At 43.3% G+C, this 13847-nt stretch carries 15 protein-coding genes; 7 read left to right on the top strand and 8 right to left on the bottom strand.

Translation table 11 applies throughout. The features are described from left to right. Positions 1-396: 396 nt before the first annotated feature. The gene (locus BTO10_RS13980; RefSeq protein WP_008217871.1) at positions 397-741 is read left to right on the top strand and encodes a DUF3802 family protein; all 345 of its coding nucleotides are present in this window, start codon (positions 397-399) and stop codon (positions 739-741) included. Between the two features lie 85 nt (positions 742-826). On the opposite strand, the gene BTO10_RS13975 is transcribed toward BTO10_RS13980, so the two are convergent. After that, a complete protein-coding gene (locus BTO10_RS13975) occupies positions 827-1312 on the bottom strand; it encodes a C40 family peptidase (protein ID WP_105024914.1) in 486 nt (161 codons plus the stop codon). A gap of 104 nt (positions 1313-1416) precedes the next feature. Here BTO10_RS13975 and BTO10_RS13970 point away from each other — a divergent pair, with 104 nt between their 5' ends. After that, entirely contained in the window at positions 1417-3474 is a 2058-nt protein-coding gene (locus tag BTO10_RS13970) for a methyl-accepting chemotaxis protein (protein ID WP_105024913.1), read from the top strand. A gap of 123 nt (positions 3475-3597) precedes the next feature. On the opposite strand, the gene BTO10_RS13965 is transcribed toward BTO10_RS13970, so the two are convergent. Beyond that, a complete protein-coding gene (locus BTO10_RS13965) occupies positions 3598-3933 on the bottom strand; it encodes an AzlD domain-containing protein (protein WP_004742244.1) in 336 nt (111 codons plus the stop codon). 2 nt (positions 3934-3935) lie between these two features. After that, on the bottom strand, positions 3936-4673 hold the full coding sequence (locus BTO10_RS13960) for an AzlC family ABC transporter permease (protein WP_105024912.1): 738 nt from the start codon (positions 4671-4673) through the stop codon (positions 3936-3938). A gap of 303 nt (positions 4674-4976) precedes the next feature. Between BTO10_RS13960 and BTO10_RS13955 the strand changes: the two genes are divergently transcribed. The 3 genes from BTO10_RS13955 (at position 4977) to BTO10_RS13945 (ending at position 7408) form a co-directional block, all read left to right on the top strand. After that, positions 4977-5357: a RidA family protein gene (locus BTO10_RS13955; protein WP_004742245.1), complete on the top strand. Its 381-nt coding sequence runs from the start codon at positions 4977-4979 to the stop codon at positions 5355-5357. A gap of 40 nt (positions 5358-5397) precedes the next feature. Further along, positions 5398-6672, top strand: coding sequence for an L-cysteine desulfidase family protein (locus BTO10_RS13950; RefSeq protein WP_105024911.1), 1275 nt, complete (start codon positions 5398-5400; stop codon positions 6670-6672). 88 nt (positions 6673-6760) lie between these two features. Next, positions 6761-7408: a helix-turn-helix transcriptional regulator gene (locus BTO10_RS13945; RefSeq protein WP_105024910.1), complete on the top strand. Its 648-nt coding sequence runs from the start codon at positions 6761-6763 to the stop codon at positions 7406-7408. Between the two features lie 26 nt (positions 7409-7434). Here BTO10_RS13945 and BTO10_RS13940 read toward each other — a convergent pair whose 3' ends face one another. After that, positions 7435-8232, bottom strand: a complete 798-nt coding sequence (locus BTO10_RS13940) for a sterol desaturase family protein (RefSeq protein ID WP_105024909.1) — start codon at positions 8230-8232, stop codon at positions 7435-7437. 72 nt (positions 8233-8304) lie between these two features. Between BTO10_RS13940 and BTO10_RS13935 the strand changes: the two genes are divergently transcribed. Next, positions 8305-9051, top strand: coding sequence for a tRNA-uridine aminocarboxypropyltransferase (locus BTO10_RS13935; protein ID WP_105024908.1), 747 nt, complete (start codon positions 8305-8307; stop codon positions 9049-9051). Between the two features lie 163 nt (positions 9052-9214). Then, complete coding sequence (nagK, locus tag BTO10_RS13930) at positions 9215-10123, top strand: N-acetylglucosamine kinase (RefSeq protein WP_008217891.1); 909 nt, start codon at positions 9215-9217, stop codon at positions 10121-10123. Between the two features lie 132 nt (positions 10124-10255). Here the strand turns inward: nagK and BTO10_RS13925 are convergent, their stop codons facing one another. The 4 genes from BTO10_RS13925 to BTO10_RS13910 all read right to left on the bottom strand — a co-directional run bounded on the left by BTO10_RS13925 (position 10256) and on the right by BTO10_RS13910 (position 13839). Continuing rightward, on the bottom strand, positions 10256-10522 hold the full coding sequence (locus BTO10_RS13925; protein ID WP_004742251.1) for a DUF2960 family protein: 267 nt from the start codon (positions 10520-10522) through the stop codon (positions 10256-10258). 218 nt (positions 10523-10740) lie between these two features. Continuing rightward, entirely contained in the window at positions 10741-12558 is a 1818-nt protein-coding gene (locus BTO10_RS13920; RefSeq protein ID WP_105024907.1) for a bifunctional molybdopterin-guanine dinucleotide biosynthesis adaptor protein MobB/molybdopterin molybdotransferase MoeA, read from the bottom strand. Continuing rightward, on the bottom strand, positions 12558-13142 hold the full coding sequence (mobA, locus tag BTO10_RS13915; RefSeq protein ID WP_004742253.1) for a molybdenum cofactor guanylyltransferase MobA: 585 nt from the start codon (positions 13140-13142) through the stop codon (positions 12558-12560). Before mobA ends, BTO10_RS13920 begins: the two co-directional genes overlap by 1 nt. Then, positions 13120-13839 (bottom strand): energy-coupling factor ABC transporter ATP-binding protein, encoded by a 720-nt coding sequence (locus BTO10_RS13910; protein ID WP_004742254.1) that lies wholly within the window; start codon positions 13837-13839, stop codon positions 13120-13122. The genes mobA and BTO10_RS13910 overlap by 23 nt, the downstream gene beginning before the upstream one ends. Positions 13840-13847 lie beyond the last annotated feature (8 nt).

Genomic DNA, 13847 nt, shown 5'->3' with positions numbered 1-13847 from the left:
AGAGAGTACCGATCAATTAGCGGTTTTGTGAACTCAGACTGTGCGAATACCTTTGATAAATCAGTAAAAAGTGAATGACCAACCGCGAAATAGTTGGAACAAATATCACGTGCGACACCAAATAACGCTACTTCCACTAGAAAATCATCGATAGCTTGTTAAGGTCTAAGCGCTAATACTATAGAGAACTGTTGATAGGTTGTGGTTTGAATAAAGCGGGTACTTGTTATCGAGTGAGCTGCATTGTGTGTTTATTGATTCAATTTTGCACTTAAATACTAACAAAGATCATTTTAATACTCGTTATAGCAATAAAATGATGACAAATGACTTCATATACATAGTATTAACCTAATACGTATTAATCTGCCTTAGAGCTTAAAACGGAGATTTATTGTGGTTGTAGAAACCGATGGCTACCTAGCTTTGATCGAGCACTTATCATTCAACCTAGATGTATTTACTAACGGTAACGGTGATACTGGAAACGAAAGTGTTGAAGACATTGTGACTGACATGATTTCAAGCAACATTATGGCGATCTTCGAGCAAAACCCTGAGCTGCATTCAAGTGTACGTTTTCAGTTGCTTAAAGAAGCAGATGCCGTGGTTGCTGATTTAGGGGAAGTGCTTGCCGGCGTGTGGGCTAAGAAAGCGACCAACGAACAGATTGTATTTCTTGATGAGTACATCGCCTTGGTGAAGAACCTGTTTGATACTGCAGTAGCAAAATACGATTAACCTCTAGTCGTCATTATTGACTGGACTGAAAGCGTAGCACTTTTATGAGGTTGCCCTTAATTCGATTGGTGGCCTCGCAAACACACTATATACGCCTAAAGTGCCAAAATTTAGAAGCCCAATATGGGTTATCTAGCCTAGATATGATCACACCTTTCGATGTAGACGCATGTAGGAACTGATTGTTCCCTAAATACACACCTACATGCCTAACTGTGAAAGACGTCTTGAAAAATACCAAATCTCCACTCTTTGCTTGTTCGTACGCAATTTCAACACCTTGTTTGCTCTGATCTTTTGTCGTTCTTGGCAATGCTTGCTGTGTCGCATTTTGCACGGCAATTTGGACAAAAGCAGAACAATCCACGCCTCTGAATGAAGTTCCACCGAAATGATAAGGTACGCCTTTCCACTGCTTATAGACACTCATATAAGCATTAGTAGTCAATTGTTCTGACTTTGATAGAGGTTTATTTGCAATTTGGCTATTTTTAGAAGGAGATGGTGCTGAGCTACAAGCGGTTAATGTTGCGAAAGTTATTGCAACTGCAAGCATTTTTCTGAATTTCATATGTAACTCTTCTGAAAGAAAACTGAAATAAAAGCGTAATCAAGGGCTTCTAGTATACCGACTAACTTAAGGATATCTCTTTTTGTAGTCAAACTGGATTTCGCATGACTGACACCAACTTATCAATAAAACCCTCACGATATACATTCTCGCTCATTCAAACGGTTAGTGCCGTATTTATTTCGATTCTTCTACTTGTTAGCTTTTTATCTATGGTCAGTATTCGTGGCGTAGATAGAGTAGGTGGATACTTTGATACTCTGTCTGAACAAGCTCTGCCACTCGCTCTGCATAACGCAGAACTAACCCAAAGCGTACTAGAACAAGTCAAACTTCTCACCTATAGCACTCAATCGACGGATTTAGACACGTTAAACCAAACCCGTTATTTGATCGAAGAACTCGCTGCTGAGAGTAACAACACGCTTAAGGAACTTCTTTTTATTTCCCAATCTTTTCCTGATGCGATTTCTCTTGAACAAAAGCAAAGCCTTATCGACGATATGGCGCAGCTACAGCAAATGACCAACACGGTGCTTTCTGCACAAATTGAAATACAAAGTAAGCAAAACCTGATCGACAGTAAAATTGGTGAGTTTCGTTACGGCGTAGGATCTATCGGTCCTGAAATGAATCGTATTAGCTCATTCTTAGTTGAAGATAATCCAGAAGCGAACGATGCGGCCAACCGCTTTACGTCGAGTGCATCTGCGATGGCCAATACTTTCTTAATGTTGATGATGCAAAACGACCTTGAGAAAGCAGAAGATGAATATCGTCAATTGAGGAACCGAATCGCAGGTCTCAATTTGGCCTACAGTGATTTCTCAGATTGGCACCCGGACATTGTCGAATTCGCGAGCCTAATCGCCCCTTATGAAATGGTAAAAGAGGGCTTTACAGAAGAAGGCGTAATCAAGCAAATATTGCTGAAGCTAGAGCTAGTTAAACAGCAAGAGCAAAACTTAGCACAAGTGATTGGACTTGCGAATACGGTGATTAATACGCTCAATCAACTATCGTCGACAGCGTCTCAATTGATCGATGAAAGTGAGCTAGTAGTAAATCAAACCATTACCAATATCGACCGTGTGTTGTTTATTAGTGGCTTAGTGATCGCCATAATCATTATTACATCGTGGCTAGTGCTGCGTCGTTGGATGAACAAAGGCTTAAAAAACATTACACGTCAGTTAACATCACTCGCAGAACATGACTTCTCGAAGCAAAGTGAGTTGCTTGGCCCGCTCGAACTACAAGTCATCACCTCTAAACTTAATACGGTTGTCGATTCAACGGCCGATTCTATACGTTTAGTTACTCGAAACTGTGAAACGCTTTATCAGACCGCAGAAGTGAGTCACGACGCTGCAGAGCAAACCAACTTAAGTTTGCATGAGCAGAATGAATCTCTGCAGAATATGATCACCACAATCACACAACTTGAAGCGTCTATTGCTGAAATTGCACGTATTTCAAACGCATCGAATGATGATGCTCAAGTCGCAGAAGATGAGTCAGTAAGTGGTAGCCAAGTTATTGGTTTAAACCAAGAGCGCTTACAAGCTTTAGAAGATTCTTTGAACATGAACGAACAGTCAATGGCTGATCTTGATGGGCGAGTAAAGCAAATTCGTGAAATGGTCGACATGATCAGTGGTATTGCAGAAAACACCAATCTATTGGCATTGAATGCAGCGATAGAAGCAGCGCGAGCAGGAGAGCAAGGTCGTGGTTTTGCGGTAGTTGCAGATGAAGTAAGAAAATTAGCGAGTGGTACATCCCAACAAACCACCAATATCCGAAATATGATGAATGAGCTGGTGGCGGCGGCGGATCGTTCTCGTACCTCCGTGACTGAATCACGAACTGAAATGGCGAATGCACTACAAGCAAGCGGAGATGTAAAACAAGCTTTTGAAAAGATTGAAGTTGCGGTTAACCAGATTAAAGGTCGTGTGGAGCAAATTATGGTCGCAACTGAGCAACAGGCTCGTGCCACTGTTGATGTAACACACTCAATCACGCGCGTATCCGAGCAGGGAGAAAACACCAAACTGCAACTTGAATCTATGATTGAAAGTTCTGAGCAAGTGGGTGAAATCGCAGGTCATCAACAAGCTATGCTCCATAAGTATCAATTCGACAGAGTGATAACCTAGCTATTTAACACACTTAGCGCAGTCACAAGCTGCCTCGCCCGAAAATACTAAAAATCCGAAATACAAAAAGCAAAAAGGCAGAGTTCACGCTCTGCCTTTTGCTTGTAGCTGGTGTTGGAATGCTTACATGAAAAAGGTAGGCATGACGTGCTGGAAAAATATTAGCGATGCGACGCCACTGATTACCACCCAAATCAAATCGAAGCGCAGGCTCACAAGCGTACAAACAATTGCAGCCAGTACTTTTGGGTTGTGTAGATCAAATTCCATATCTGGCCCGGCACCTAATATCTCGACAGCAATGATCGCAGGTAGAACCGTAACCGGAACAAAGCGCAGCGTCTTTTTGAATCGCTCCGACATTTCAAACTTGCCAGCTAAACCAATCACTGAAAATCGAATAACAAAGGTCGCCGCTGCCATCGCAAGAGTAATAAGAATAAAAGTCGTAGTATTCATTGTTATGCCACTCCACGATCTTGAGTTAATAGGTCATTTTGCATCGCTTCTAGTTCCGCTTGTTCAGTCGATAGATCCATTCGGTAGCCTGCGTACACCCCAACAACGGCAGCAATGACAAGGCCAAGAGAGTAGGGAAGTTCTGCAAGAAGAACCCCAGTAAAGGTCGCGACAATGGCTGCAACAATACATTCACGGCTTTTCACTTGTGGTATCACGATAGCGATAAAGGCTGCGACCATCGCGAAATCCAATCCATAGTTAGCAATTTCAGGGAACGAAGAACCGATCAGTGCGCCAAGGAAATCTGCCACTACCCAGTTAACCCAAAAACCACCCATTGCCGCTAAATAAAACCAGTGTCGACTTTCACCCTCTTGCTTCATCTCATTGATCGTTGCTGCATAGACCTCATCGGTAAGGCCGTAAGACATCAACATACGAACGTGAAAGGGATAGGATTTCATGTGCTCTGACATTGAAGCGCTGTAAAGCATATGGCGCAGGTTTATGATGAAGGTCGTAAACATGATGACCACAATACTTGCTGATGACTGGACTAGCCCTAACGCCACCATTTGTGATGATCCCGCAAAAACGGTGAAAGACCATAAGGTACTCTGAGTCACGCTCATCCCTGCAGTAATACTGACCGCTCCCACAATGAACGAAAACGGAAATGCACCAACGCATAGAGGGAAGATTGCTCTTAACCCTGCCTGGATTTGTTGTTTATTCATGACATGCTCACCCTAGATTAAAAATTCAAATTTATTTGCAAATTATGGTGAGAATCGTATTGGCGAATGAAATTATTTTCAAATCAAGATTAAAATTTATTTGATTTAGATCGATGTTTTGAAATCATCAAAATATGGATATGCTAAAGAGTTATTGATAATCAATTACTTAAAATGACTTCCATTTTTGAGATCTTTGATTGAATGGTTTTTACAACATTTATTGCAACTATTTTTGCATTTTAATATTTTCAGTGTTTAAACTGTAGTTGAAAAATTTAGCCAATCTGAATAGGAAGAATCATGAAAGAAATCATTACAGCAAATCAAGCGCCGGAAGCCATTGGTCCATACTCACACGGTAACGCATTCGGAAACCTTGTTTTCACATCAGGTCAATTACCGGTGTGTAAAGAGAAAGGTGGTGTTGTAGAAGGTGGCGTAAGTGAGCAATCTCGTCAGTCACTACTTAACCTCCAATATGTTTTACAAGCTGCAGGCAGCGACCTAGACCAAGTACTAAAAACAACGTGCTACTTATCAGACATTAATGACTTTGCAGCTTTCAATGAAGTGTACAAAGAGTTCTTTGAAAAAGACTGTCCTGCACGTAGCTGTTTTGCGGTGAAGGATCTTCCTTTAGGTGTGAAAATCGAAATCGAAGCGATTGCTGGTCGTAAGTAGTTGCTCGTAAATAATTGAAGAATAGTGTGAGGTCCTTACTATGAAACACCAATGGCAACAGTATAAAGAGATTTTGAATACCGTCGTGAAGCCAGCGCTTGGCTGTACAGAACCCATCTCCGCAGCCTACGCTTGTTCTGTTGCGGCCAAGATGCTTGTGGGTGCACCCGATAAAGTTCGCGTGTATGTGTCGGATAATTTATACAAAAACTCTATGGGCGTGTTTGTTCCGGGGACAGGAAAAATTGGCCTACCCATAGCTGCAGCCGTGGGTGCGATTGGTGGGGACCCACACGCTGGCTTGGAAGTGTTGGCGAACATCAACGAAAAAGATGTCGAAAAAGCACAAGCATTGATTGACGCAGGCCAAGTCAGCGCACACCGTAAAGATGTAGACGAATTCATCTATTGCTATGCGGAAGTAGAATCTGAAGGTCAAATAGCGGCCGTAGAAATCAGTGGCGGTCATACTCAGATCATCAAAAAAACCTTAAATGGAACCGTTCTATTCAGCCAAGATTGCGATCAAACAATACCAACAGGTTCTATCTGTGATGGAATCGATATTGATATTGGTAGCATCTACAACTTTGCCACCAGTGCGGACTTCGACGATATTGCTTTTATACTCGAAGCATCGGCTCTCAACGGCAAGCTGTCAGAAGAAGGGTTAGCTCATGCCTATGGGCTTGAAGTCGGGCGTACTATGGTACAAGGCATTCAATTAGGCCTAATGGCAGAAGACTTGATGAATAAGATCGTCATGCAAACGGCTGCCGCGTCTGATGCTCGAATGGGCGGTGCGACTCTACCTGCCATGAGTAACTTTGGTAGCGGTAACCAAGGGATAGCAGCAACAATCCCTGTCGCGGTTATTGCCGAGCACTTTAAAGCGACTCAAGAGCAATTGGCTCGAGCATTAATCATGAGTCACTTAGGTGCGATTTACATTAAGTCGCATTACCCACCGCTGTCTGCATTTTGTGGGAACACAGTCACGAGCGCTTCAGCAGCTATGGCGATGGTGTATCTTGCAAAAGGATCATTTGAGCAAGGCTGCTACGCGATTCAAAATGTACTGAGTGATTGTTCAGGCATGGTGTGTGATGGCGCTAAGTCTACCTGCGCAATGAAAGTGAAAACCTCAACCAGTGCTGCAGTTAATGGTTTCTTAATGGCAATGCGCTGTAATGAAGCACACAACCAAGGCATCGTTGCTGATGATGTTGAGACCAGTATCCGCAATATTGGAAAATTGGTTACCGCTGGTATGAGTGTTACAGACTCTACGATTATTGATATAATGTCAGCGTAATCAAACGTTTTTGATTCAAACTATTTTTAAGACGAACCGCTTGGTAATTTTTACTTAGCGGTTTTCTCGCCAAAAGAGGAAGGACTCAGTGTTCGAATTATCTCAAAGTGACTATGACATCTTGCACGCAATCGAGAACATCGTTGATGGCATCGCCGCAATGTATGGCGAGCATACCGAAGTGTTACTACACAGTTTAGATGTTCGTAATCCTTCGATTATTAAAATTGCGAATAGCCACGTCACCGGGCGAGAAGTAGGGGCTCCAATTACTAATTTAGCATTGATGAAGCTCACTCAAGGTAACGATGTTTCGGGCGCTTACATGACAAAATGTCCCGATGGCAAAACCTTACGCTCAATGACGACCATCATTCGAAACCCTCAACAACAAGCCATTGGTTTGTTGTGCATCAACACCAACCTCGACGCACCTTTTCAAGAAGTGATGCACTCACTTGTCCCTTGTTTACTACCACATATCGACCGTCCTCAAAAAACGCCTGAAACCTTTGCGCGTAGTAATGAAGAGATGATGCACAGCTCAATTGAAACGGTAAGAGAACAGGTAAGTAATGACGTAGACATCGCACCATCCAAGAAGAGCCGAGAGATTGTCACGCGGTTGCATGAGATGGGGATTTTCGATTTGAAAGACAGCGCCCAAATTGCGGCAAAAGGACTCGATATCTCTATCCATACCATCTACCGCTACCTACGTGAGCTGAAAGCCTAACGTTTGTTGGTTAGCTAACTCTCATTCTATTTGTTCTGGTTGTATCTAAATGGCTGGGTAATCAGTTTATCCAGCCTTTGTTCCTTCCCATCACGAATTTCCGGTACACCGATGCTTACCTTATCGTGACCAAGTTTAGGTTGAGCGCGATACGTCTTAAACCAGATATCCCACACCGATAAGAAGAAACCAAAATTAGAGTGAGTCTCTTTGACGATGACTGAATGATGCACTCGATGCATGTCTGGCGTGACAATCACTTTACGAAGCTGTTTGTCAAACCATAAAGGTAAACGACCGTTGCTGTGATTGAACATCGCACTCACATTCAGTACGACCTCGAATATCACAACTGCTAGAGCCGGTACGCCCAAAACGAAAATCAACGCGACCTTAATTAACATCGATAAGATCATCTCAATTGGATGAAAGCGGGTACCCGTAGTTACGTCTATATCCAGATCGGCGTGATGAACGCGATGAAGTTTCCATAGAGCTGGTATACGGTGGAAGACGAGGTGCTGAGTGTAAATGGCAAGATCTAATAACAAGACACAAAGGAACACGGTGATTTCAAAGGGCAGGCTGACGTTATTGAACAGACCCCATTGATTTTGTTCCGCAATCAGTGCCGCTTGAAATGCCGCAACAGGTAGTAATGTCGCCAGTAAAACACTGTTAAGCGCCATTAATGAGAAGTTATTTCCCCATCGAAACCACTTGTTTTGCGTTAGTGTTTTTCTAGGTGCTTGGTATTCCCACAAAGCACACAAAACAAAAGCGGTGATAAAACAGACAAGGCGAAGTAGTGATGGGTCCTGCATAAGAATTCCTTCTATCATTATCAAGCCACTGTAAGTACAATCGTGCCACTTTTCTAGTTCTATCTATCGTTATTGTCCATGAGAATTCACGCTTTCCACCGTTTGTACCAACACCGTTTATCACTTTCTACAAAGCCGTTTAACGCGCGTGGATGTAAGGTGGTGCGATGTGAGTATTGCAAAATCAAACAAGACAGTTGTATCTGCGAGCATCAACCAGACATAGATACGAACGTAGCGACAATGTTGATCTTGTCTGATAACGAAATCTTAAAGCCAAGTAACACGGGCCGTTTGATAGTAGACACGGTGAAAGACAGCCATGTGTACCTTTGGCATCGAACTGAGCCAAACACAGAGATGCTTGATGTTCTTAAGGACGAAAAGTATCAACCTGTGATTGTATTCCCAGAAGACTATACCGATGACAAATCACGAGTGGTTCAAGACCTGCCGCAAATGCGTGATCCAAACAAAAAGCTACTTCTGATTTTCATCGATGGTAGCTGGCGTGAAGCAAGACGTATCTTTAGACGTTCTGAGTACCTGCAAGATTTACCTGTGTTGTCGATTGAACCTGAATCGGTTTCTCAATACATGATGCGAAAGTCAAACAATGAGCAACACCTCTCAACTGCAGAAGTAGCAAGCTTGGTATTAAAACAGGCTGGTGAAGAGCAGGGCGCAAAAACATTACAGCTATGGTTTGAAGCATTTCGCGAAAGCTACATGCTAAGTAAGACTCGTTACAAGTCGGATCCGACCAAACCAAGCCTGAATACTTTCATAGAGCACAGTAAAAATGAGACGTCACTCTAACCTTTAACCGCTTTGTGCTGACTTGTTGTTCAAACAGACTCAAACACGAGATAAGTTTGTTATCTATCACGGTTTGTAGGGGGAGTGTTATGGATAATGTTCCCCAGTTGTTTTATTTAAAGAGTTTATTTGCCCGAATTTAGGGAAAAATTGGAGAGATTTCATGTATTACGGCTTCGATGTTGGCGGCACTAAAATTGAATTTGGTGCATTCAATGAGAAACTTGAGCGAGTAGCGACAGAGCGCGTTCCAACACCAACAGATGACTATCAATTACTGCTGGATACGATCGCTGGTTTAGTAAAGAAATACGATAGCGAATTCTCTTGCGAAGGCAAAATCGGCCTTGGCCTTCCTGGTATGGAAAACGCAGACGACGGCACTATGCTGGTTGTTAATGTTCCTGCATCAACAGGTAAGCCATTACGTAAAGATTTAGAAGCGCTAATTGGTCGTAGCGTAAAGATCGAAAACGATGCGAACTGTTTCGCGCTTTCTGAAGCATGGGATGACGAGCTAAAAGACGAGCCATCAGTTGCAGGTCTAATTCTAGGTACAGGTTTTGGCGGCGGTTTAGTTTACGAAGGTAAGGTATTCTCTGGTCGTAACCACGTTGCCGGTGAGCTAGGCCATATGCGTCTACCTTTGGATGCATGGTTCCACCTTGGCGACAACGCACCGCTATTAGGTTGTGGTTGTGGTAAAAAAGGTTGCCTAGACAGCTACCTATCGGGCCGTGGTTTCGAATTGATTTACGAGCACTACTTTGGCGAGAAGAAGAAAGCGATTGAGATTATCCAAGCTTACAACGAAGGTGAGGCTAAAGCGGCTGAACACGTTGACCGCTTCATGGAGCTTTTAGCAATCTGCTTTGCGAACTTGTTTACTGGCCTAGATCCACACGTTGTTGCTCTGGGTGGCGGTCTTTCAAACTTCGAGCTTATCTACGAAGAAATGCCAAAGCGTGTGCCTAAGTACTTACTGTCTGTTGCTAAGTGTCCGAAGATCATCAAAGCTAAACACGGTGATTCAGGCGGCGTTCGTGGTGCTGCATTCCTAAACATCAAATAGTGATGGTTTTCAGCTAAACACATTGCGCATAATAAATAAAAATGCCGCAATCTCAAAAGAGGTTGCGGCATTTTTTATTGTTTGGTGATTAGAGCCAGTAACTCGTTATTAAGAACGAAGCTCACTAGGAAATTACTTCTTCTTTTTACCAACACCAAGGTTTTCTTTTTGCTTCAGTGTAAGCTTTGAAAAACCGAGCTTACGGAAGTAATTGTCTTGGTAGTTACGAACCGCTTTAGTATCTGAAATCAACTCTAGCTGCTGCTCTGTTTTTAAGTATTCAGTGATATCGATGCCTTCAGCATCCGCAACCGCTTCTTGGATAGTGCGGTGTTCTTGTTTTGAAAACAGTAACTCTTTTTCTTCGTCTTTGTACGTGTACAGAATGGTACGAGCCATGATGCGCTCCAATAGAATTTTTACTTTGGGCGCACTCTACATAAAAACCGTACGTCGCTCAAGGTAATGGTAAGAAATCTTAAGATTAACTTAGTTAATGGGTTACTTATTAAGGTTAGCTCAGAAATATAAAAGCCCCTTGCGACCAAACCATCGCAGAAGGGGCTTCGAACGTTTGAGCTCTGGTGCAATCAACACACCTTAGGCAGTTTTACTAATTAAACACGGCCTTGCAGTGGAATGATCGTCACTGTTTCACCAACTTTGACGGTATCAACCGATGGTGAAATTTCAATTAAGCAGTTTGCTTCACTCATTGAGCGCAGAATGCCTGAGCCTTGTTTACCCGTTGTCTTAACTTCAAGTACACCTGATTCGTTCATAGTAAACACACCACGACTAAATTCAGTACGACCTTGGCGAGAACGTAATTGCTCAGTAGCTACTGCATTCGCTTTTACTGGTGTCCAGTTTGTTTGGCCTTGCAGCTTGCGAATCGCTGGCTCGACAAAGTTGATGAATGACACCATCACTGCGACTGGGTTACCTGGTAAACCGAAGAATGGTTTATCTTCAATTTTACCGTAAGCAAGAGGACGCCCCGGACGCATGTTGATGCGCCAGAAGTTAATCTCACCCAATTTATCTAGCGCGAGTTTGATGTAGTCAGCATCACCAACAGACACTCCGCCAGACGTTAATACCATGTCAGTCTCTAACGACGCAGCATGAAGGACATCCATCATCTTCTGTTCGTCATCTTCAATGATGCCGTAATCAACGATGTCACAGCCCAGTTTTTGAAGCATACCGATAATAGTAAAACGGTTTGAATCGTAGATAGAATTTGGTTTTTGCTCGCTACCTGGTGCTTGAACCTCATCACCTGTCGAGAATACGCCAACTTTCACTTTGCGTAGAACAGGGCAGGTACCAAAACCCAGTGATGCCATCATGCCCATTTCTGGTGCTTCGATTCGTGTACCGCGAGTAAAGACAGGTTGGCCGATTTCAAGATCTTCACCCGCCATACGGACATTTTGTCCTACTGAGATTTTTGCGTCCGGGAAACTAACTGTGTCACCTTCTTGAACGGCTTGCTCTCGCATCACAACAACATCAACACCTTTCGGCATTGGTGCGCCTGTCATGATCTTAACCGCTTCACCTTGTTGAACTGTCTTGTCGTAGCTGTGTCCTGCCATAACTTCAGCAACAACGTGGTAGCTATCCAGATCCAAATCTTCACTACGAATGGCGTAACCGTCCATTGCAGAGTTCGTGTTCTGAGGTACATTGATTGGTGAGATAACATCTGCCGCCAATACGCGACCATACCCCTGTTCTAGGGCTACAGATTCCGTCAGCTCTAGTGCATCAATGCTGTCAACAATCTTTTGCTGGCCTTGAGTCACGGTAAGACCTGCAGGGGAGAAAGAGTCGCAACATACAATCGGTGTATTATCTTTTGATGATGAACACGCCGATGTTTTGCTTGTTTTCAATACTGGATCAAATGACTGAGCGTATTCAATGATGAAATCACGAATTGCTTCTAAGTCGCTGATTGCCATTTGTGGCAGATCAGATTCGACTTTGCTGTCTGCTGCGATAGCAATGATGTTGTTATCGTTTGGATAGAGCCAAGGTTTACCTACTTCATCACGATGAAGCTCGATTTTAGGGAAAGCGATGTTCTTGCAGCCTTCAACCAAAATCAGATCAAGCGTGCTCGTATCGAAGCGCGTTAATAGGTAATCAAAATCCGCTTCTGCTTCCGGTGTTTCTGTCATCATGACATTACGGTTGCGAGAGCTGATCAACATTTGGTTCGCGCCAGCTTTACGTAAGCGATAGCTGTCTTTGCCAGGCTTATCGACATCAAAATCGTGGTGGGCATGTTTAAGAACACCAACTTTCAAACCTGCGTCGGTTAACAAAGGTAACAGAGCTTCAAGTACAGTTGTTTTACCTGTGCCGCTGTAGGCAGCGAAACCTAATAACGGCAGGTTAGGGCGTTGTTTTGAATCTTTCATTATTGAAGCGTTCCGAATTGGGTGAGTTCTTCTGGCGTATTAAGGTTTACAAAGCAGTTTGGTGCATCGCTGAAGTCAACGTACTCAGTGACGCACTCTTTGTAGAGCAAGATTATCTTGCGATCGCCACGTTCTAAAAAGGCTTCTAACTTTGGAAGAACGCGCTTGTGGAATAGGGTAAACACGGGTTGCTTAAATTCACCATCGTGAGCTACGAGAATGTCACTGTCTTCTTTTACAGCCGCACAAAAGCGTTGTACGAGATCATCACTGATTTGTGGGCTATCACACGGGACAAAACCGACCCAATCTGTGGTCGCGTTTTTAAGGCCAGCATGAATACCACCCAATGGACCTGGATAATCAGGAAAGGAATCGGAAACAACCGGAGCAAATGCTTGGTAACTGTCTAAGTTACGGTTGGCATTGATGGTGATGCTGACATCTTGTTGCGACAGCTTGTCTATAACGTATTGAATAAGCGGGGACCCGTTGAGCTCAACGAGTCCTTTATCTTTTCCGCCCATACGGCTGGCTTGTCCGCCAGCCAAAATAACCCAACTAGTTTGCGTTGGAAGCAGCATAAATATTCTCTTGTGCTTTGTTCTTTTTAATTACTTGCAGAAGCGGTGACTCAGTCAGGGTGTTGTCTTTGATCCACCATTGCTTCTTGCACAAATCGGTTAACGCGTTGGTTTGGTGACTGGTAATGACTAGACTCGCGCCTCTCTGAAGAAGATCTTCGGCCATAAACACCAATCTTTCAATAGATTCTTTGTCTAAAGAAGCACTTGGCTCGTCCATCAGCAAAATTGATGGCTTGAGAATCCAAGCTCTTGCCATTGCTACGCGTTGACGTTCACCACCAGACAACACAGAAATGTGTTCATCTGCTAGGGTTTCTAAACCTACCATCCTCAACGCGTTAATAATTTGAGCTCGCTTATCTTTTTGGCTCTCTTTATTAAAGCGAATCCCATAAGCGACATTTTGGTACACAGAGCCATCAAATAGGTAAGGCGTCTGATGCAGATAGATGATGTCTTTAAATTTTAGTCGAGGAAACAGATTATGTTGCCAGCTTTGTGTCGGTGACTGAATACGGCCAGAACTCGGCTTAATCAATCCAGACAGAATTTTTAGTAGAGTGGTTTTTCCTACACCGTTATCGCCCTTAAGATAAATCGCATCGTTCGGACCGATCGACAGTTCAGGGATGTGGAACAAAACACGCTCTTTGTAGCGCATTGAAATTTGCTGCGTTGTTATTTTTATACTCATGACAGCGT

Source organism: Vibrio chagasii, assembly GCF_002954585.1.
Classification (GTDB): domain Bacteria; phylum Pseudomonadota; class Gammaproteobacteria; order Enterobacterales; family Vibrionaceae; genus Vibrio; species Vibrio chagasii_A.
This window is presented reverse-complemented; position numbering and strand designations above follow the sequence as displayed.